This is a genomic window from Sneathiella litorea (assembly GCF_009882915.1).
GTDB lineage: Bacteria > Pseudomonadota > Alphaproteobacteria > Sneathiellales > Sneathiellaceae > Sneathiella > Sneathiella litorea.
On the sequence record NZ_WTUW01000009.1, the window covers coordinates 315765 to 335027 of the forward strand.

The 19263-nt window shown below is 51.8% G+C and carries 23 protein-coding genes and 1 tRNA gene; 3 read left to right on the plus strand and 21 right to left on the minus strand.

The window, feature by feature from the left end:
• The first annotated feature begins 92 nt into the window (after positions 1–92).
• Positions 93–536, plus strand: coding sequence for a hypothetical protein (locus tag GQE98_RS15485; RefSeq protein WP_161316616.1), 444 nt, complete (start codon positions 93–95; stop codon positions 534–536).
• A gap of 13 nt (positions 537–549) precedes the next feature.
• Here GQE98_RS15485 and GQE98_RS15490 read toward each other — a convergent pair whose 3' ends face one another.
• From GQE98_RS15490 to GQE98_RS15560, 15 genes are all read right to left on the minus strand, one after another.
• The gene (locus GQE98_RS15490; protein WP_161316617.1) at positions 550–1341 is read right to left on the minus strand and encodes a metallophosphoesterase; all 792 of its coding nucleotides are present in this window, start codon (positions 1339–1341) and stop codon (positions 550–552) included.
• Between the two features lie 43 nt (positions 1342–1384).
• Entirely contained in the window at positions 1385–1921 is a 537-nt protein-coding gene (gene folE / locus GQE98_RS15495; protein ID WP_202526342.1) for a GTP cyclohydrolase I FolE, read from the minus strand.
• A gap of 353 nt (positions 1922–2274) precedes the next feature.
• Positions 2275–3456 carry an NnrS family protein gene (locus GQE98_RS15500; RefSeq protein ID WP_161316619.1) on the minus strand — a complete coding sequence of 394 codons (1182 nt, stop codon included), beginning with the start codon at positions 3454–3456 and terminating at the stop codon, positions 2275–2277.
• Positions 3457–3528: 72 nt separating this feature from the next.
• Positions 3529–4308, minus strand: coding sequence for a DUF2189 domain-containing protein (locus GQE98_RS15505; protein WP_161316620.1), 780 nt, complete (start codon positions 4306–4308; stop codon positions 3529–3531).
• A gap of 46 nt (positions 4309–4354) precedes the next feature.
• Complete coding sequence (locus GQE98_RS15510) at positions 4355–4570, minus strand: hypothetical protein (protein ID WP_161316621.1); 216 nt, start codon at positions 4568–4570, stop codon at positions 4355–4357.
• Positions 4570–5451, minus strand: a complete 882-nt coding sequence (ccoP, locus tag GQE98_RS15515; protein ID WP_161316622.1) for a cytochrome-c oxidase, cbb3-type subunit III — start codon at positions 5449–5451, stop codon at positions 4570–4572. The genes GQE98_RS15510 and ccoP overlap by 1 nt, the downstream gene beginning before the upstream one ends.
• Positions 5442–5612 carry a cbb3-type cytochrome c oxidase subunit 3 gene (locus tag GQE98_RS15520; protein ID WP_161316623.1) on the minus strand — a complete coding sequence of 57 codons (171 nt, stop codon included), beginning with the start codon at positions 5610–5612 and terminating at the stop codon, positions 5442–5444. The genes ccoP and GQE98_RS15520 overlap by 10 nt, the downstream gene beginning before the upstream one ends.
• Entirely contained in the window at positions 5609–6352 is a 744-nt protein-coding gene (gene ccoO / locus GQE98_RS15525) for a cytochrome-c oxidase, cbb3-type subunit II (RefSeq protein WP_161316624.1), read from the minus strand. Before ccoO ends, GQE98_RS15520 begins: the two co-directional genes overlap by 4 nt.
• 3 nt (positions 6353–6355) lie before the next feature.
• Positions 6356–8014 carry a cytochrome-c oxidase, cbb3-type subunit I gene (gene ccoN / locus GQE98_RS15530; protein ID WP_161316625.1) on the minus strand — a complete coding sequence of 553 codons (1659 nt, stop codon included), beginning with the start codon at positions 8012–8014 and terminating at the stop codon, positions 6356–6358.
• Positions 8015–8083: 69 nt separating this feature from the next.
• Entirely contained in the window at positions 8084–8371 is a 288-nt protein-coding gene (locus tag GQE98_RS15535) for a DUF6522 family protein (RefSeq protein ID WP_161316626.1), read from the minus strand.
• Positions 8372–8403: 32 nt separating this feature from the next.
• Entirely contained in the window at positions 8404–8829 is a 426-nt protein-coding gene (locus GQE98_RS15540; RefSeq protein WP_161316627.1) for an RrF2 family transcriptional regulator, read from the minus strand.
• 65 nt (positions 8830–8894) lie between these two features.
• Complete coding sequence (ric, locus tag GQE98_RS15545; RefSeq protein ID WP_202526343.1) at positions 8895–9572, minus strand: iron-sulfur cluster repair di-iron protein; 678 nt, start codon at positions 9570–9572, stop codon at positions 8895–8897.
• A 286-nt stretch (positions 9573–9858) separates the two neighbouring features.
• The gene (locus GQE98_RS15550; protein ID WP_161316628.1) at positions 9859–10605 is read right to left on the minus strand and encodes a sulfite exporter TauE/SafE family protein; all 747 of its coding nucleotides are present in this window, start codon (positions 10603–10605) and stop codon (positions 9859–9861) included.
• A gap of 80 nt (positions 10606–10685) precedes the next feature.
• On the minus strand, positions 10686–10904 hold the full coding sequence (locus GQE98_RS15555) for a hypothetical protein (RefSeq protein ID WP_161316629.1): 219 nt from the start codon (positions 10902–10904) through the stop codon (positions 10686–10688).
• 129 nt (positions 10905–11033) lie between these two features.
• Positions 11034–11543, minus strand: a complete 510-nt coding sequence (locus tag GQE98_RS15560; protein ID WP_161316630.1) for a DUF6306 domain-containing protein — start codon at positions 11541–11543, stop codon at positions 11034–11036.
• A 317-nt stretch (positions 11544–11860) separates the two neighbouring features.
• Here GQE98_RS15560 and GQE98_RS15565 point away from each other — a divergent pair, with 317 nt between their 5' ends.
• Both GQE98_RS15565 and GQE98_RS15570 read left to right on the plus strand, forming a co-directional pair.
• A complete protein-coding gene (locus GQE98_RS15565; RefSeq protein ID WP_161316631.1) occupies positions 11861–12706 on the plus strand; it encodes a LysR family transcriptional regulator in 846 nt (281 codons plus the stop codon).
• A gap of 68 nt (positions 12707–12774) precedes the next feature.
• Positions 12775–13083, plus strand: a complete 309-nt coding sequence (locus tag GQE98_RS15570) for a tyrosine-type recombinase/integrase (protein ID WP_161316632.1) — start codon at positions 12775–12777, stop codon at positions 13081–13083.
• A 45-nt stretch (positions 13084–13128) separates the two neighbouring features.
• Here the strand turns inward: GQE98_RS15570 and GQE98_RS15575 are convergent.
• The 6 genes from GQE98_RS15575 to GQE98_RS15600 form a co-directional block, all read right to left on the minus strand.
• Positions 13129–13204 (minus strand) — tRNA-Lys (locus GQE98_RS15575).
• 152 nt (positions 13205–13356) lie between these two features.
• Positions 13357–14493 carry a rod shape-determining protein RodA gene (gene rodA, locus GQE98_RS15580; RefSeq protein WP_161316633.1) on the minus strand — a complete coding sequence of 379 codons (1137 nt, stop codon included), beginning with the start codon at positions 14491–14493 and terminating at the stop codon, positions 13357–13359.
• Positions 14486–16399 carry a penicillin-binding protein 2 gene (mrdA, locus tag GQE98_RS15585; RefSeq protein WP_161316634.1) on the minus strand — a complete coding sequence of 638 codons (1914 nt, stop codon included), beginning with the start codon at positions 16397–16399 and terminating at the stop codon, positions 14486–14488. The genes rodA and mrdA overlap by 8 nt, the downstream gene beginning before the upstream one ends.
• The gene (gene mreD, locus GQE98_RS15590) at positions 16399–16914 is read right to left on the minus strand and encodes a rod shape-determining protein MreD (protein WP_161316635.1); all 516 of its coding nucleotides are present in this window, start codon (positions 16912–16914) and stop codon (positions 16399–16401) included. Before mreD ends, mrdA begins: the two co-directional genes overlap by 1 nt.
• A complete protein-coding gene (gene mreC, locus GQE98_RS15595) occupies positions 16911–17804 on the minus strand; it encodes a rod shape-determining protein MreC (protein WP_161316636.1) in 894 nt (297 codons plus the stop codon). The genes mreD and mreC overlap by 4 nt, the downstream gene beginning before the upstream one ends.
• Before the next feature lie 40 nt (positions 17805–17844).
• Positions 17845–18885 (minus strand): rod shape-determining protein, encoded by a 1041-nt coding sequence (locus GQE98_RS15600; RefSeq protein ID WP_161316637.1) that lies wholly within the window; start codon positions 18883–18885, stop codon positions 17845–17847.
• Positions 18886–19263: the final 378 nt, after the last annotated feature.

The window sequence follows — 19263 nt, forward strand, 5'->3', positions numbered from 1 at the left end:
GCCCGCGCGTCAAGAGCTGTTGCGAAGGCGAAGAATTTAAGTAATATTATAATTACCTAAACTATACAATTTACGGCTGAAGCACGACCAAGATGAAATATCGGATAACACTGGAACAGTCATTCGAAAACTGCACTCTCCAGACACGCGACTATGGCGACGAAAAGCTGCATCAGATCACAGCCACCGGGGCAATTGGTCGCTCACAGCGGGCTGCGGTTTTCAAAGAAGTGCTGAAAGGCAATCAATCCGAAAACTTCTTCTACATCCTCGACAATCGGGGAGGCTTTGAGATTGAGCTGTCCTTCGCCGACATGACCTTTCTCAACGGCCTGCTGTATGACGGCGGCATCCGCTATATACGCGGCAGCGTCATCACTCTGGATGTTGCTTACAACATTCTGGTCTCCATGGCCAAGGCGAAGGCAAGGGCCGAGAGTTTTGAGGTTGAGCTGATCTCAACCCCGACCTTTGCGGAGGGAGAGGAGTTCGTGACATCGAAACTGCTGGAACTGCTGAAAGTCAAGCAGAACTGACACTTCAATCAACTCAGATTGTAACCTCTCCCCAACTAAAAGGGCCCAACTCTCCGGGATATCCGCCTTGCCGGGAGCATATACGCGTTCGCCCCACCCTCTTCTCGTCCATGAAATGGGTGTGACCCGCGATCCAGATGTCCGGGGATAACGCACCGGATTGTATTTCAGCAGTCCATTCATTGTTGAAATAAGGCGTTAGAGGACTATCGGCAAATTCAGGTGCACTCATGGGCACTGGCGGAAAATGCGTCACAATGACAGTCGGGCCATCATATGGTTCCAACAGCATGTTCTTCAAAAACTGCTTGCTCTCAGCATTCCACCGACAGGTATCATCGGGGATAATATCTCTTTCCCCCTCACCCGCATCCATCAGCTTTATTCGCCTGTAATCATATATAATCTCTCGTACGGTGTCCTTTGCCTGCGGCATGTCATCTGCCATTGCAAAATCAGACCACAGCGTGCAGCCTAAGAACCGAACCCCATCTATATCCAGAGCTTCATTCTCCAGGAAATAGATACCCTCTATTGCCTGAGAGATGTCGCGGCAATCGCGGATATATTGCTGAATTTCCTCGCCATATAACTCATGATTGCCACAGACCGTCACGACAGGTATTTCCAGTTTCTGATAGCATTCCTCGGCATATTTCAGAATCTTTGGCCACCCGGTTTCTTCGCACCGCCCCTTAAAAATATCCCCCGCAAGAACAAGAACATCCGCATCACGAATATTCTCCAATTCCGGTTCTGAAATTCCAAGTTCCAGATGCAGGTCGCTTCCATAGGCAATTTTCAAGGATACACTCCCTTCATTCCACGGGTCTTCTCCGCACACAATCTTAACGCGATATCCCGCTCGTCACCAGCTTTACAAATTGGCTTTGCCGTGATTTATCCAGACTGAACTCTCCTGTGTACTGGGTCGTAATTGTATCAACACCGTGTTTCAACACACCTCGTGTGGACATGCACTGATGTTCTGCGGAGATCATGACAGCCACGCCCTTCGGGTTAAGCACGGCCTGAACTGTATTGGCGATCTGCGCTGTCAATTTCTCCTGAACCTGCAGACGCTTGGCATATAGATCGACAATGCGCGCCAGTTTCGATAATCCGACAACCTTCCGATCTGGAATATAGGAGATGTGAACCACCCCAATTATGGGCGCCATATGATGCTCACAATAACTTTCGAACTGGATGCCGCGCAAAGTAACGGGCTCCGCGTAACCCTCGACCTCTTCAAACGTCATTGAAAGAATTTCCTCTGGCTTCAGGCGATAGCCGGAGAACCATTCTTCGAATGCCCGAACGACGCGCGCCGGTGTATCCAGCAACCCTTCCCGCAAGGGATCATCTCCAAGCCACAATATCATTGTTCGAACGGCTTCCTCGGCCTCCTCTCTACTGACTTTTCCGGGAGATAGAATTGAACTGCGAATATTTCTGGAAGTAGGTTGACTCAGATTAACACTCGACACGGGCTGCTTTCCTATCAGTTACAGATTTACAATTAACTCCAACTCTCGCGCCGAACATCAGGATCTGGCGTCAGTTAAGGGAAACAGGATGTGAAAGGATAACTTTCATCTGTCTGAATTTATCAAATGAAGAACAATCCCAGCATTGATGACAAACCACTGTTTTCCTCTGCGGCATCTTTACGGTCTCTTTATCCCATTAGACGGCAGGCAGCGAAAAAGGTTCCCCGCATTATTGTTAAATGGTGTCAGGAACCTTTTGGCTTGAATAGCAAATGAGCGAAAGCCACGCTGAAGCCAAGGAACGCCAGCACCCAACCTATCGCCGCGATATCAAGCAATATCTGCTGACCGGAGGGGTAATATACGGCAGCAATCCGGCTAGCGACAGATACCCAGATCATGGAAAAAATCAGCTTGGTATAGACATCAGCCTTCAGGGGTCTGCCGGTGTGTCCAAATGTTGCGCGGGTCATCACGGAAAGTGTCATCGACCCGATTGCCCCGATGCCAAATGCATGCATTCCGGCAACCGAAGAAAAATGTTCCGGCCAGAGGCTGGCAAGGGCGATCAAAACAAATCCGACAGGAATGAAAAGATAGCTAATATGTAAGACGACAACGAGGAAATCACCGCTTGTCCGATCCCCGGCCCAGCGGGCGAGCCTTATGAATTGCAAAATTCCGGCAACCGCCATGAACCCGGCAACGATCAATCCATCGACTTGGATGATCCAAACGGCAAAGGCCACAACACCCGCAGCAATTGACACGGCATCGAACCGACTGAAGGGCGCCGGGAGTCGCCCGGGATTCTTGCGAACGAGATAATTCCGTGTAAAGCTTGGAACAATTCGCCCACCAATAAGCATGATCAATGTAATGGCAACGGCCATGGCAAGTCGCTGACTGTAATCGGTCACTCCAGTGAAATTCGCCTCGAGATGAAACCCGAGGTTAGCCAGCCAAAAAAGTGAAACCGGTATCAGGACCTTCAGGTTGCGCCAGTTTTTCCCGGCAATCACTTCATTTCCAATAACTGCGACAATGGCTGTCAGAAAGGCGAGATCAATAATCAGGGCTGGCAGCCAGCCAATATAGGCAGAAAATGTGACGGCGATGCGCCCCGCAGCCCAGATCAGGACAAGGAAGAGCAAAGGGAGTCCCTGAATAGGTAAGCGCCCTGTCCAGTTTGGAACTGCCGTAAACAGGAAACCGGAGATGATCGCCGCCAGATACCCGAAAAAGATTTCGTGAACATGCCAATCAATGGGGCCGAACAAGCTCGATATTTCCAGGCTTCCGTAGAACACCGGCAACCAGGCCATCATTGCAAGAGCGGAGAAAAGAGAGCCAAAAAAGAAAAAGGGTCGAAATCCGTAGCTTAAAATTGCCGGGCCCTGAAAGTCGCGCAATCTGGGTATTGCCATAACTCAATCCTTTGGAAACAAGATGAAAAACTCTGGTGATTTTAAAAGCACCGCCCCGACGGTTAAAAAGTATCAGCGTAAGTCCTTATAGGCATGCCAGGTAGCATGACCCAAAACCGGAAAAATCAGGATCAGGCCCAAAAGTCCTGTCAGCAGGCAAATTATAAATGAAACCAGAACAATAGCTCCCCAAACCACCATAACCGACAGGTTGTTCCAGACAATGGCCATACTGAGGCCCATTGCGGTCAAGGCATCCGTTGGTTCATTCAGCAGCATCGGAACGGCGAACACGCTTATGGCAAAGGAGAAGGAGGCAAAAAGCCCTCCGACCAGGCTGCCGACGACCAGTAGAAGAATGCCTTCCGGCGTCATTAAAATTTGTAAAATATGATCCAGCCCCGGAAATGGCAGCAACCCAAAGAACAGCGCATACAGCAGGACAGCCGCGCGCATCCACAGCAACATCAGCAGACAGAGCATGACGCCGATAAAAAGAATCTGGGCGCCGGATCTCGGCCGGACAAAGATCATATTGAACAACGACGCGGTCGTTCCCTCGGCAATCCGGCGGCTCTTTTCATAAAGGCCGATTGCGAGTGCGGGACCGATGACCATAAATCCTGCCAACGCCGGAAACAGAATATAATCCAGAGAAAGCGTATAAAGGCTGGCCACCACAAGAAGGGAGACAATAAAGACCGCGACACCATAGGCCAGACTTGTTACCGGGTTCGTCACCATGTCTTCCCACCCAGCTTTCAGCCAGCGAAAAGCAACGTCGCGATCCAGATGACGGTCCAATGACACCTCCCGCGGCAATGGAGGAACTGGTTTAGGTATCCTTGTCATTACACCCACTCCTTACGGGGTTGTTTCTGTATTTGAAAAGACATCTTCAACAACCGGACTTTACTGGCCGATAGATTTTGCCTGCCAGCTCGACATCTGAATTCGTGACAATGCACTCCGGATCAGATGTCATCGCGACATAGACAAGATGGGCATTCGCAGCCAGGATGATGGCCAGCCCCACCAATACACCCAAAATCACCAGCGACCGTTTGCCAGACCTTTCCGGCCTTTCAACCGCCTGCGTGTTCCGGCTTTCCATCAACGCTCCTCCACCGAAATATCCAGCAAATAGAGCGTCAGTATTTTTTGATCCACTTCTGAAATGCGCCCCTGCCATGATGGCATATGCCCTTTGCGCCCGTTCCATATGGACTTGAAAATCGTCTCCCGGGTCCCGCCGTATATCCAGTGGCTGTCGGTCAGATCCGGGGCCCCCATTTCTATGTTCCCCTTTGCATTTTCGCCGTGGCAAGCGCTGCAATTTTCAAGAAACAGTGCTTTTCCAGACGCAATATCGTCTTTCCTGGCCTCCTGATCAGGAGAGGCGTGCGACAATGACTGCACATAGTCAGTTAACTTGATGATCTCACCCCGAGCGAGCATTTGATCGCGACCGAAGGCCAGCATTTCACTGGTCCTACTGTTTTCATGTTCAGAATTGATACCAAAACGAATTGTGTCAGAAATGGCCTCCGGCGTGCCGCCCCAGAGCCAGGCCCCATCCTTCAGGGCCGGAAAACCCGGTCCGCCCTCCCCCTTTTCCCCATGACAGGCTGCACAGTTGTCAAGAAAGAGACGGCCACCATTCTCCCGCACGATCTGCATTAACCCCGGATCCGACTGGATTTCGCCATAGTCCAGACCCGTTATTCTGTTGGTCCAAACCACCCTCTCATCAATCGCCCGCTCGACCACCTGATCAACCCGCTTTAGTTGATCGGTCTGAAGTAGTCCCTTTGTATAGGTATCGCCTAACGGCCAGGCGGGCCAAAGGATCCAGCAGATGACCGAAAACACGAATGAAATAAAAAGGAATATCCAGACCGCATTCGGAACCCCGGTATTCAGCTCCTTGATGCCGTTCCAGTCATGACCCGTTGTCATGTGGCCCGTGTATTTATCCCGCTCCTCTATTTCCATGGCCGATCCTCATCTTCGATGATGCTTTTGGCGGCATGATCAAACGGCTTTTTGTTGGATGGCCAGAAGCTATAGACAAGCACCAGAATGGAGAGGCCCAGCAGATAAAACAGCCCATAGGATTTTGCAAAACCAACCAGCATTTCATGATCGATATTCATTCCTGGCCTCCCAATTTTTTCATAACCGGATTTTGATGGGCAACGTCAGTCAGACGGCCCAAAATCTGGAGATAGGCGATCAGTGCATCCAGTTCGGTCACCCTGGTTGGGTCGCCATCAAAGTCGCGTAGGTTGGTTGCCTCCCCATAACGGTCCAGAACCCCTTCCATGACATCGCTGTCTGGTTTTGCCTGTCCGAGGAGGTCATTAATGGCATTCTCCACCATCTCATCAGTATAAGGCACGCCCACCTTCTGCTGCGCCCGCAAGTGTAGGGCAAAGTCTTTCCCGTCCAGTTCATTCCGGCCCAGCCAGCGATAGGAAGGCATGACTGACTCTGGCACCACATCGCGGGGATTATTCATGTGGACAACATGCCAGTAGTCAGAGTATTTGCCCCCGATCCGCGCCAAATCCGGGCCCGTTCGCTTTGAGCCCCACAACATCGGATGGTCATATTGGGATTCAGCCGCCAGGGAATAAGGGCCATAACGCTCCACTTCATCCCGCAAGGAACGGATCATCTGCGAATGGCAGGCATAACATCCCTCACGAATGTAAATGTTCCGCCCGGCAAGCTCTAGCGGTGTATAGACGCGCATATCCGGCGCTGGCTCGACCGTTTCATCAATCGTAAAAAGCGGCGCAATCTCAACAAACCCGCCAATGCTCGCAACGATGACGACCATTATTGCAAATCGGATTGAATACCGTTCCAGGCGGTAGTGAAAATTGAACATGACCTATTCCCCCGCCCTGATATCCTGACCCGACGCTATGCCGAGATCTGGCGTTTCAAATTCAGCTTTTGTCATTAGCAATCGGGCTGAACGGGCTGTCATCCAGATATTGTAGCAACCCACAATCGCCCCGGTGAGGAAGAACAATCCGCCGATTGCACGAGCTATATAATAGGGATGCATCTCGACCATGGATTGAACAAAGGAATAGGCCAGCGTTCCGCTTTCATTATAAGTCCGCCACATAAGCCCCTGAATAATACCGGAGTTCCACATAGCGAAGACGTAGATGAGCGTACCCGATAGCGCGAGCCAGAAATGAACTTCAACCAGCTTTGGCGAATACATGCTCTTCTGTTTCCAAAGCCACGGGACCAGCGCGTAAATCGCCCCGAACGTTATCAATGCAACCCAGCCCAACGCCCCCGCATGGACATGACCAATCGTCCAATCCGTATAATGCGACAGGGCGTTGACTGGCCGGATCGCCATGAAGGAGCCCTCGAACGTGGAAAGCCCATAGAATACGGCGGCAACCATCATGAACCTGAGCGTCGCATCGTCGCGCACCTTGTGCCAGGCACCGTTCAGCGTCAGCAGTGCATTCCCGGCGGCGATCCAGGACGGGATCAGAAGCATCGCGGAAAAGGTCATACCGAGAGTCTGAACCCATGTCGGCAATGCGGTATAATGCAAATGATGCGACCCCACCCACATATAGAAAAACGTAATTCCCCAGAATCCGACGATCGACATCCGGTATGAATAAATGGGCCTGCCCGCCCGCTTTGGCAGAAAATAATAGAGCATCCCCAAAAAGCCGGCTGTCAGGAAAAAGGCGACGGCATTATGGCCATACCACCATTGGGTCATAGCATCCTGAACCCCGGCGAAAGCGGAGTAACTCTTGACATGCACCAATGAAATCGGGATCGCCAGGTTATTCACGATATGAAGAATGGCAACCACCAGAATAAAGGCCATATAATACCAGTTGGCGACGTAAATATGAGGCTCTTTCCGGCGAGCGAGAACCCTCAGATAAAGCAGGAAATAAATGCTCCATACGATGACCAGCCAGATATCGGCATACCACTCCGGCTCCGCATATTCCTTCGATTGCGTGATCCCGAGGAAATAACCCGACACCGCCAGAAGACAGAACAGGTTGTAACCGAAAATCACGATCCACGGGCTCAGGTTGTCCGGCATTCTTGCCCGGCAGGTCCGTTGAACAACATGAAAAGATGTTGCGATCAGGGCGTTCCCGCCAAATCCAAAAATAATGCCTGTGGTATGAACGGGCCGCAAACGCCCAAAACTGGCCCATGCCGCATCGAATGTCAGTTCAGGGTAGGCAAGTAACCACGCAACCCAATCCCCGATAAACATGGCGAAAACCGCCCAGACCATCGCAAGAATAATTCCGGCCCGCGTCGGGTCATCATAATAATGATGGATAGTATCAGCATCTGGTGGTGGCAGGAAAAAGCCGGAAATAACGAGAAATATCCCGCCAACTCCCGACAGGAAGAAAATCAGCCCATGAATCATGAAGAGGCTATCTGCGCCCGTAATGACCATGACCATGCCAAAAATGGTAATCAAAACAAGTATTATAAATGCTAGTTTCCGCTCATTAACAGTCAATTGTCCAACCATTAACAGCTCCTCTAATATTTAGGTCAGTCAGTATTTGTTACTTCTACTAAGTCAGGGAACAGACCTGACCTACGGATTATCTTTTACTGGTGGGTGTTTTCCAAAGTTAATGGACGAACTCTTGATGAGGCTGCCCTTTTCATCAGTGATCATCTGAAACTGGCGGCGATCAAAGGAAAATGTCAATCGAAGGCGGCCCTGATCTTCATCCACGCCCCGCTCAAAGCGACTTGTAACTCTTCTATTGCGCATTTCAGCCTGAAGCTTTGTTACTGACAGACCGAGCCCATTGGCAATAACCTCCGCGTCGATTTCTATGTCGTTATCCAGTCCCTTAAGGAGGACGCCATTCACCATATCTATTCCCTCTTCCCCTGACGTTCCTGCCTCTAACGCGACATTTTCTGATGATCACCCGGATAGGCGCAATCGGCAATTGTTGAGGTATCCAAAGAAGCAAAGAATGCCTCCCTCGCCTTATGTAAGCGGGATTTCAAGCGGCATTTAGGCATCAATCGACAATTTCCACCGTCCTGACGAAAGCACTCTACAAGAGCGTGTTTTTGCTCCAGATACCGAACGACCTCTCCCAATGTGATGGAGTTCGGGGATCTGGCAAGGCATATACCGCCGCCAGCGCCATGCTTGGTTTGCAGAAATCCGCCGCGCACAAGATCCTGTACCACCTTGGTCAGGTGATGATAGGAAATATTGAATTCTTTCGCTATTTCACCGGTTGTAAGCAAGGTATCCGGATTATCAGCCAACCGCATCATAACCCTTAATCCAAAGTCTGAGAACGCCGCTAATCGCATGATCTATCCTGTATCTTTATAAAATCCGATGTTGGTTTTATATGGTAATGCGATGACATCCTCCATCAAACCGTTTCAAAACGGGGGAAAAGAACATTATTCTCCAAATGAATTTCTTCCCGCAGGTCCTCGTTCAACTTTGAAAGGCCAATATACAATGCCTGCCAGGAGCGACAGGCGCCTTCTGGCAAAGTGAAATTGTCAGTCAAGTCCGCCAATCGCTGAAGATAGACGCCAAGATCGGCGTGATCCTTGCGCATTTGGGAGATGGGCGCGTCTAAAGTCGTATCTGACCAGCGCATTGCCGGAAAAAGAATGAGATCTTCCTTTTTCATATGGCCTTCTAATTCTCGTTCCAGTTCCTTCAGGAGCACAGCGGTACCAGCCGGGACCTTGGGGTTTTCCCTGTGGACAGCCTCTACCTTGCGGGCAAGCAATATTAATTCAGGAATTTCCCGCCGATGAATATCGTGAAACCGGCTCTGAATATACTCTGTCAAATCACCCGAAGACAATTTGGTCAAACCTGGCAAGTCATCTGTTTTCAATTCTGATAAAGCTTGTTCAACAAAGTCGGCATCAAGACCTAGATCTTTAGCCGCCCTATCCAGCGTAACGTCTCCATGACAACAGAAGTCAATCTTGAATTTTCTGAAAATTGCCGCCGCCCCAGGAAGGGACGTCGCAATAACCCCGACCGTCTGGTCCTGCAGGGAAGGATTGGTAATCTGAACCGTCATCATGAACCTCCGTCCTGGATAGTTTCGACTGGAACCTAGGCGGAAAGTAAACTGCTAACTCCAGACCTGTTTCCGCGAAAAGCCCTAGCTGTAAATATTCCGGCCTGCCGAGTAGCAGGCATCCAATTTACATCTGACTATTGAGAAATCTAAATAACTAGCATCTAAAATACTAATTACAGCAGTTTAATTAGTATTTCAAACACTAATTTATCCAGACGGAAAATGATGGGCGGCGTATGGTTGCATCAACCATCAACTATGCCTTCAGGGCATAACCCTGAAGGTGTTAAACAATCACACGCCAAAAGAAGACAGCGCTCATTGAAAAACCGACAAAAGCAATGACCAACCGTATCAACGGTCTGGGGAGAATTCTCGAAATTGGCGCCCCCAAATATCCGCCTATGGTAGATGCGATCATCATCAATACAGCCTGATACCATTCAACCAGGCCGCTCATTGAGAAAATCACAACAGAAATTGCAGAAAGCGCAAATGAAAGCCCGTTTTTCAGCCCATTCATTTCCAAAAGATTAGACATCCCCCAGAGGGTGAATATCGCCAGCAGGACAATGCCAAGACCCCCATTGAAGTAACCGCCATAGACACTTACAAAGAAAAGCCCGACGGATCCAAACGGCTTTACAGAACGACTTCTTCTCGCCGCCCACCTCCTGAAATTGTCACCATAAAGAAAGGCCAGTGTGGCCCCGAACAATAAAAAAGGAACAACGACAGAGAACGCTTTGTTTGAGGAAACGGTCAACAGAAGAGACCCGGCGAGACCTCCGGCCAAAGTCACCATAGTCAAGCGTATTAATGTTTTTCGATCGAATTTCGCCAGCTCTTGCCGAAACCCAACCGCCCCGCCTAGATACCCCGGGAACACAGCGACAGCGCTTGTCGCATTTGCCGCAACCGGCGGTACGCCCGAAAAAACCAAAGCGGGAAAGGTCAAGAATGTTCCGCCCCCTGCAATCGTGTTCAAGATACCGGCCCCGAACGCTGCAGACAGAATTAAAGCTATTTCCAACTTACAACCCTTCAAATACAACTGATAATGGAACTATAGGTTGCTTTATTTGAAAAGCCAGATATTAGAAAAGCGATACATTACCGATTAATGATTTTATCCAGAAACTGAATGAACCCAACAACCCAGAATATCGTGCCAAGGCAGATCAGATTCAGACTATCCCGGATTGTTAATATCTCTCGTTGTCCCGTTTCCGTGAGGTAAGACGCAATCAAGCAAGAGATCAAACCAATCACAGAGACAAAAGCCCCGTTTATAACCAGCTGGGTATGCTCATGGGCTGAAGAATTCGACATATTTGGTCTCCTTTTCATGGAAGTTAAGTAAATGCCGTTTCCCACAAACCGTGAAATCCATTGAAATATCATTAGCTTGTGGAAAAAATACTATGATTCACTCTCGCTTATTGAACATGTTTGCGACCTTCATCTAGTGTGCCGTAACAACGCCGCATCTTCTATATTCCGTTCATGAACTTTGAGCATATCCAGCAAGTCACCCTGCAGTTTTTCATCGCCAATGCGCGGCAGCACACCCTGCAGTTTACGAACGACCCAGGACTGACCACGATCGAGTAATGCCAGCTTCTCATCGAAGCTTTCCAATGCCAGAATTTTTTCAAGAAATTCGCCGGCTCTCAAGCTAGGGAGACCATCGAAACGAACAATATGGTGCGTTAACATGGCACAAAACCGCCCTTCGTCTACGGCAATACCATGCAGTGTCTCTTTATCTACAGTATCGTTGCACTGATGGCTGAGCGACGAAACTGCACGCGCGCCCGCCCGTTCCGCCTCCAGTAAGGAATTCAACAGCTCCAGTATTTCATCTCTGGATAATAATTGGTTTTCCGCGTTCTCATCCGGAGACGGAGGCATATCGCGAACGATACCCTTGTAATTATCCTCTTTTCCGGGACCTTCTAAATTCCTCATCTGTGATACTGCCTTTTTATTTTTCATTTAACATTGCACCAAAGCATCTTCTGGAAAGCACGCCTATGAAGCGGAGAAACCGGTTAAATTGATCTTTACCCAATTTAATTGCGGTTTCCCGGAGCGTGCGTAGGCGGAGTCCGGCTCAGCACGTCAAACTTCCAATCTGCCAGAGCCTCGAAACAGGTCGATGTGACCGTCGCCTAACCTGATTTGATATACATATAATTCTAATATTTAACAAACGATATTAAATGGTTTATAAAATCGATATTATAAATATAAAATACCCAGTTTCGGTATGAAGGGATGAGATTTTGGATACTGAGTTAGCCCGGACTTTCCTGACGGTAATCGCCACCGGCAGCTTTATCAATGCGGCGGACAGGCTCCATGTGACACAATCCACCGTTAGTGCGCGCATTCACTCACTCGAAGAGCAGCTCGGATGTACTTTATTCATCAGAAACAAGGCGGGCACGACGCTTACCCTTGCTGGCGCACAATTCCATAAACATGCCTCCACACTGGTACGTACCGTCGAGCAGGCACGTCAGGATGTGGGTATTCCAAGCGGGTTTACCGGTGCAATAACAATTGGCGGCAGGTTCGGCCTCTGGGATCAGTTTCTTCTGGACTGGATACCGCTGATACAAGAACAGGCACCCAGAATATCTATCCGCGCCGAAATAGGTTTCGAGCCGGATCTCATGCAGGGTCTTATTGAAGGCCGAATGGATATTGGCGTCATGTATTCGCCGCAAAACCGGCCTGGACTAACTGTCGAGCCATTGCTGGAAGATCGGCTTATCCTGGTTTCAACCACCCCAGATGACCCTCCTGAACCGGGTTCTCGATATGTCTATATTGACTGGGGGCCAGAATTTTATGTCCAGCATAGCGCAAGTTTTCCTGATTTCACCGGGGCGGCGCTATCTGCCAACATAGGTTGGCTGGGCCTCAATCAAATACTCAGGCATGGCGGCTCCGGTTATTTTCCGGAGCGTTTAGTTCGCTCGATAATTGACGATGGCCATATGACGCACATTGAGGGCGCTCCGGAATTTAATCTGCCCGCTTTCATTGTCTACCCCTCCAAAAGTGAGAAAAATTACCTCGCTTTAGCTGTGGAAGCGGTTCGGACAGTTACGGCAGAAAAATAGCAAGTCACCCATCAGAGAAACCAATGGGGTTTTATTGAACTGGAGATGCCCACGAGGAGACGGGGGCGATGATGCTGGCGACGACACAGAGCGGCAAGGCCTTCAAGGCGGATTATTTCAGGCACTTCATGCGCGACGCGTTTAACGCGGCAGGCTTACTAGAGGTAACAACCCACGGCTTGCGCTATACCTCAGCAACGATTCTGAAAGAGCTTGGCCTTGATTGGGAAACCATCGGCGATATTACCGGGCATAAGACGGCGGAAATGGTGCGGCTTTACACGGAGAAAAGACGGCGCGTTGCACGATCAATCGCGATGCTGGATGCGTCGGAATTGCAAAACACGACTGATGAAAGTGCAAAACCCGTTGAGTAATGTTTTGCAATATCCCGGAAAATGTAGTATTATCAACCGGTTATATGGTGGGCGCTACAGGGTTCGAACCTGTGACCCGCTGATTAAGAGTCAGCTGCTCTACCAACTGAGCTAAGCGCCCACAATAGGATATTCTATCGTGATAAATCAAAAGAGCATGACCCTTTCGATGGGGACCGAGTGCCGGAAACCGTAAGCTTCCAGACCGGGAGCGACTATTTAGCACAGGAATTCCACCCCGACAAGAGGGGAGTTTAGCGATTTCTCCGGTCCTTAACGCTTGCCCGGAATGTCGATGTCGCGGTGGATATAGACACTCATAATCAGGCCGAAGCCGATGAGCAGGGTCAACATCGCCGTCCCGCCGTAGGATATAAGCGGCAGCGGCACACCGACCACCGGCACCATCCCCATGACCATGGCGACATTGATAAAGATATAGAGGAAGAAGATGCCGGTCATACCAATGGCCAGCAGCTTGCCGAAATGATTGCGCGACCGGTAGGCGATGGCATAGCCATAGGCAATCAGCAGGATATACAGCGCAAACAGCAACAGCCCGCCGACCATGCCGAATTCCTCCGCCAGCATACTGAAAATAAAGTCGGTCCGCATTTCAGGCAGGTAATTAAGATGGCTCTGCGTGCCCTGCAGCAACCCCTTGCCAAACACCCCGCCCGAGCCGAGCGCAATCTTGGACTGAAGGATATGATAGCCCGCGCCAAGCGGGTCATTCTCTGGGTTGAGGAAGGTGAGAACGCGCTTTTTCTGATACTCATGCAGGAACTGAAAGGCGAAAAAGCCGGCCGGAATAGCCGTCCCGATAACAACAGCGAACTTCCAGAGCCGCACCCCCGCGACAAAAAAGACAATCCCCGCCCCTGCCGCGAGCAGAAGCGCGGTGCCAAGGTCAGGCTGGCGCAAGACCAGCGCGACCGGTGCCAGCACCAGTAGGAGCGGCGGGATCAACCAGCGGATCCGGCGCACATCCTCGAGGCCAATATTGTGGAAATAGCGGGCTAGTGCCAGAATAATCGCAATTTTCATCACTTCGGACGGTTGCAGCTGGAACGGGCCAAAATCAATCCAGCGCCGCGCGCCCATGCCGATGACGCCCATCACCTCCACGGCACCAAGCAATATCAACGCGACGGCATACAGCGGATAGGCCAGGTTAAGCCAGATACGTATATCAACGAGGGCGACCACGAACATCAGGATCAGTCCGACCCCAAAGCGCATCATCTGCCGCGAGGCCCAGGGTTCCAGATTACCGTTGGCCGCCGAGTAGAGCATCAGGAAACCGATGGAAGCTGTCGCACAGATCAGCAGGACAAAGCCCCAGTTGATTTCCCAGATTTTCCGCGACAGCGGCAGTTGAACATTCTTTGCGCCAAGCTCCCTAAGCATCCCCGCCTCCTTTCTGGCGGCGGATGGCGATGTCGTAGCTCGGCTTGCGCAACGGATCGAGACGCAGTGTTTCCTGCAACAGGTCACGCGCAATCGGTGCCGCCGCACCGGATCCGCTCCCGCCATGTTCGACGATCACGGAAACGGCATAGCGCGGATCATCAAAGGGCGCATAGCCGACAAAGAGCGCGTGGTCCCGCTCCTCCCACGGTTTTTCATCCGATTTACGAACACCTTCGATGCGTTCCTTCCGGGAAATACGGCGAACCTGCGCTGTGCCGGTCTTGCCTGCCATTTCCCAGCCCTCGACCCGGATTTTCGCCGCCCGTGCGGAGCCGCGCGGACCATTCACGACCTTATACATTCCGTTAAGAACATACTTTAAGGAGTTCTGGCTAATGCCTAAATCGAGATCTTCGAGATTCAGTTGCGGATGGGGCTGCATGGCCCCCTCCAGGGCTTCGCCGTTGATAGAGCGAACAAGGCGCGGTGACACTTTCTTCCCGCCATTGGCCAGCCGCGCTGTCATTACGGCAAGTTGCAAGGGTGTCGCCAGAACATAGCCCTGGCCAATCCCGGTGTTATAGGTTTCCCCCAATTGCCACGGCACACCCTGCACGGCTAGTTTCCAGGCCTTGGTCGGGATCAGACCATCACGTTCGCCCAACATATCGATGTCCAGCTCTTCCCCGAGGCCGAAACGATGTGCCATTTCGGCGATCTTGTCGACGCCGACTTTGCGTGCAATATCATAGAAATAGATATCGCAGGACTGGGAAATCGCATCTTCCAGATCAAGCTTGCCATGTCCGCCGCGCTTCCAGCAATGAAAGCGATGCTTGCCGAGCTGGGTATGGCCGCTGCAGAAAACCTGGTGGCCGGCGTTGATGACGCCCGCCTCCAGCGCCGCAAGCGCGACAATCATCTTGAAGGTGGAGCCCGGCGGATATTGCCCACCGATCGCCTTGTTGCCCAACGGTCGTTTCGGATCCTCAATCAGCGCCTTCCAGTCGGCAGAGCTGATGCCGCTCGCAAAGGCATTGGGATCAAAGGAGGGTACGGACACCATCGACAGCACATCGCCGGAGTGAATATCCATGATAACCGCCGCCGCGCTTTCCGTGCCCATGCGACGGACCGTGAACTCCTGTAATTGCTTGTCGATGGTCAGCACCGCGTCATTGCCGGGAATGCCTTCCTGACGGTTCAATTCACGGATGATACGACCAAATGCGTTGGCCTCCAACCGGCTAAGTCCGGCCTTGCCGCGGAGAGTCTTGTCGTAATATTTCTCGATCCCGCTCTTGCCGATGCGAAATTCAGGCAGTTCCAGAAGCGGATCATACTCCTGGGTTTGCAGATCCCGCTCGGATACCGCGCCGACATAGCCGACGATATGGGCAAAGAGAGGGCCGTAGGGATAATCCCGGGTCGAGCCGACATCCATCTGGATACCGGGTAGGTCCGGACTATTGACATTGATCTTGGCGAACTGTTCCCAGGTCAGGTTATCGACAACGGGAATAGGCACGAAACTCCGTTTGCGCTTGACGTCTTTCAATACCCGTTCGCGATCGATTGAACCGGGCGGAACATAATGTTCCAGCGCATCGAGCGTCGCCTCAACACTCTTGGTCTGTTCCGGAATCAGGACAACACGATAATTATGGCGGTTACTGGCAACCTCAAGCCCGAACCGATCAACAATCCGGCCCCTGAGCGGGGGCAGCAATTGCAGGTTCATCCGGTTTTCATCGGCCATTGTCGAATATTCATCGGAATGAATAACCTGCAGATAGTAAAGCCGGCCCGCCAGCGCTGACATCAGGACTGCCTGACTGCCCGCCATCATCAGGGATCGGCGGGAGAAGACCCTTCCCTTCTCCTTATGCTGGTCACCGGCCATCAGGTCAGCCTCAGCAGATTATTCTGGAGCAGGCCGAACCCCCATGCGAACAGCGGGAACACCAGCAATGACAGGGCGTATTGTACAAGGATCGGCGTCAGCGGCAGCAAGGCCAGCGAATAGAGGCAGACGATGATCCAGCTCAGTATGGCGATGAGAAAGCCGATCAGGAAAAAACCAAACCAGGTGAGAACAAAGGCTTTGCCGATAAAGATTCGTCGCTGTGATACCGCGATAGCATGGATCATCAGATACAGGAATGAAGAGAGGCCGAGCGGCGCACCAGTCAGGCAATCGGACAGAAGGCCCAGCACAAAGCAAATCGGCGGCGCCATCAGATAGGGCCGGTGAATGCTCCAGTAAAAAACGGATATGGCCACAAAGGATGGCGTCACAATGGCATAGCCCGCAATCCCGATAGGGACCACACTCATCAACGCCAGCAATACCGTTATCGCAAACGGCACACTGCCGCGGAGTAACCGGTTAAACTGGTAGGCGAGTGTCGGGCTCACTTTGCATCCAATCTGCTTTCGCCAAGATCGCCGGGATTCATATCCGGGCTGCTCATCCCCGGCAGATCATAGCGCAATACGCTGACATATTCCAGACGGGTCCAGTCGGCGAACGCCTGCACCCGGATACCCCGGTCACTGATTGAGGAGACAAAACCGATAGGCCGCCCGGCCGGTAACATACCGCCATCGCCAGACGTCACCACGCGATCGCCCGGCGCAACTTTCGCATTGGTTGGCAGGAAGTCGAGTAGCGGCATAGAGGAGTTATCCCCGATCAGGATGCCTTTATGGCGCGATTTTTCCATCACCACGGGAATGCGGGAGTTGAGGTCGGTCAGCAGCAGGACCCGCGCCGAACGTTCCCCCACGTCGGCGATACGACCGACAAGACCAAGCGGCGCGACGACCGCCTGCCCGACCCGGACCCCGTCCCGCCGTCCGGAATTCAAAAGCAACGTGCGAACAAAGGGTCCGCCGGCGTCCCCAACCACACGCGCCGTGATCGGCAGTACCAGCGGATCGGAAAGGGCATTCAGGAGCTGACGGAAATTCTCGTTTTCCTGCTCCAGCGTGCGGCCCGCAGCCTGCCATTTCAACAAGCGTGCGTTCTCTTCTCGCAGGCGTTCATTTTCCTCGATCAGGCTGGTGAACTTCTGAACACGGGCGACGCCCTTGTGAAAGGCGTCCACTGGCTCGGAGATTGTTGCTAGGATCGGGGCAAGAAAGTCGGTCGCTGACGTGCGCATTTTCTCTACAACGCCGATATTGGCCTTGCCGATAAAAAGAAGCGCGATGGCGAGGGAAATCAGCGCAAGAAAAGCTGAACGCTGAATAATTGTCTTCAGCGGCCATGCAAGCTTGAATACCTTACCCTGTCGAGGTGCCATCTATCTGCCCTCCGGACCAAAATTACGTTTGCCCAAGAGTTTAGTTTTCTCCGCTAAGTACGTGACGTAGCGTTTTAATTTCCTCCAGTGCGCGGCCTGTACCGATTGCGACGCAGGAAAGCGGCTCTTCCGCAATGGAAACGGGAAGACCCGTCGCCTGACGTAGTACATGATCAAAATTACCAAGAAGCGAGCCGCCACCCGTCAGGATAATGCCCTTATCGACAATATCCGCCGCCAGTTCCGGCGCGGTATGTTCAAGGGCGACCTTCACCGCCTCGATAATCGCGCCCACCGGTTCGGCGAGGCTTTCGGCAATCTGCCGCTGGCTGATGACCAGTTCCTTTGGTACGCCGTTCATCAGGTCGCGGCCGCGGATTTCCATGGTCTCGCCTTCGCCGTCCTCTGGCGCGCAAGCCGATCCGATCAGTTTCTTGATCCGCTCCGCCGAGCTTTCACCGACGAGCAGGTTATGATTGCGGCGGATATAGGCGATGATCGCCTCATCCATCTTGTCGCCGCCAACGCGGACACTTTTCGAATAGACAATACCGCCAAGGGAGAGAACGGCAACTTCTGTCGTCCCGCCCCCGATATCAACCACCATGGAGCCGGTCGGCTCGGTCACGGGGAGCCCGGCGCCAATTGCGGCAGCCATCGGCTCGTCAATCAGGATCGCCTGGCGTGCGCCGGCATTCTCCGCGGCTTCCTTGATCGCCTTGCGTTCAACAGCAGTGGACCCCGACGGGACACAGATAATGATCAGCGGGCGCGCAAAGCTGCGGCGGTGATGAACTTTCTGAATAAAATGCCGGATCATTTCCTCGGCAATCTCGAAGTCAGCGATGACCCCATCGCGAAGTGGACGAATGGCCTCGATATTGCCCGGCGTCCGGCCCAACATCATTTTCGCTTCATCCCCAACGGCCAGAACCTGTTTCTTACCCTTGGTATGCAGGATTGCCACTACTGAAGGCTCATTCAGTACGATACCGCGGCCCTTGACATAAACCAGCGTATTCGCGGTTCCTAGATCGATGGCCATATCAGCTGACATCCAGCCGAGTAATCCGTTTAACATTAAGCTGCCTCACACACTCATTTCATGAAGCCCGGCCTTCGGGCCCCGCAATTACCACACAACGCGTACCAACATCCCATACCAGCCGCAGACCAATCCAAACAATCTCCTGCCTGCGGTGCCGACACCCGCGCCCATGCGCCCCCAATGAAGCCTGTTGAGACAGATATTGGTAGCACAGGACAATTATTGCAGAAGATAGTTAATTTTTTCCCACCATACGCAGACAAATATGATTTCTTCACGCTTTCCGGCAACTGATTTGTAAAGCAGATGATAAAATTACGCAAACGACATTAACCATATTACCGGCAGGATATTCGAAAAATTTTATCGTTTGCCCCACATCCGGCCCATCCATAGCCAAATAAAAAAAGC

Coding starts and splice junctions, on each gene's coding strand:
- GQE98_RS15485 (WP_161316616.1), top strand. CDS start 93: ATGAAATATCGGATAACACTGGAACAGTCATTCGAAAACTGCACTCTC.
- folE (WP_202526342.1), bottom strand. CDS start 1,921: ATGATATTGTGGCTTGGAGATGATCCCTTGCGGGAAGGGTTGCTGGAT.
- GQE98_RS15500 (WP_161316619.1), bottom strand. CDS start 3,456: ATGGCAATACCCAGATTGCGCGACTTTCAGGGCCCGGCAATTTTAAGC.
- GQE98_RS15505 (WP_161316620.1), bottom strand. CDS start 4,308: ATGACAAGGATACCTAAACCAGTTCCTCCATTGCCGCGGGAGGTGTCA.
- GQE98_RS15510 (WP_161316621.1), bottom strand. CDS start 4,570: ATGGAAAGCCGGAACACGCAGGCGGTTGAAAGGCCGGAAAGGTCTGGC.
- ccoP (WP_161316622.1), bottom strand. CDS start 5,451: ATGGAAATAGAGGAGCGGGATAAATACACGGGCCACATGACAACGGGT.
- GQE98_RS15520 (WP_161316623.1), bottom strand. CDS start 5,612: ATGAATATCGATCATGAAATGCTGGTTGGTTTTGCAAAATCCTATGGG.
- ccoO (WP_161316624.1), bottom strand. CDS start 6,352: ATGTTCAATTTTCACTACCGCCTGGAACGGTATTCAATCCGATTTGCA.
- ccoN (WP_161316625.1), bottom strand. CDS start 8,014: ATGGTTGGACAATTGACTGTTAATGAGCGGAAACTAGCATTTATAATA.
- GQE98_RS15535 (WP_161316626.1), bottom strand. CDS start 8,371: ATGGTGAATGGCGTCCTCCTTAAGGGACTGGATAACGACATAGAAATC.
- GQE98_RS15540 (WP_161316627.1), bottom strand. CDS start 8,829: ATGCGATTAGCGGCGTTCTCAGACTTTGGATTAAGGGTTATGATGCGG.
- ric (WP_202526343.1), bottom strand. CDS start 9,572: ATGATGACGGTTCAGATTACCAATCCTTCCCTGCAGGACCAGACGGTC.
- GQE98_RS15555 (WP_161316629.1), bottom strand. CDS start 10,904: ATGTCGAATTCTTCAGCCCATGAGCATACCCAGCTGGTTATAAACGGG.
- GQE98_RS15560 (WP_161316630.1), bottom strand. CDS start 11,543: ATGAGGAATTTAGAAGGTCCCGGAAAAGAGGATAATTACAAGGGTATC.
- GQE98_RS15570 (WP_161316632.1), top strand. CDS start 12,775: ATGATGCTGGCGACGACACAGAGCGGCAAGGCCTTCAAGGCGGATTAT.
- rodA (WP_161316633.1), bottom strand. CDS start 14,493: ATGCTTAGGGAGCTTGGCGCAAAGAATGTTCAACTGCCGCTGTCGCGG.
- mrdA (WP_161316634.1), bottom strand. CDS start 16,399: ATGGCCGGTGACCAGCATAAGGAGAAGGGAAGGGTCTTCTCCCGCCGA.
- mreC (WP_161316636.1), bottom strand. CDS start 17,804: ATGGCACCTCGACAGGGTAAGGTATTCAAGCTTGCATGGCCGCTGAAG.
- GQE98_RS15600 (WP_161316637.1), bottom strand. CDS start 18,885: ATGTTAAACGGATTACTCGGCTGGATGTCAGCTGATATGGCCATCGAT.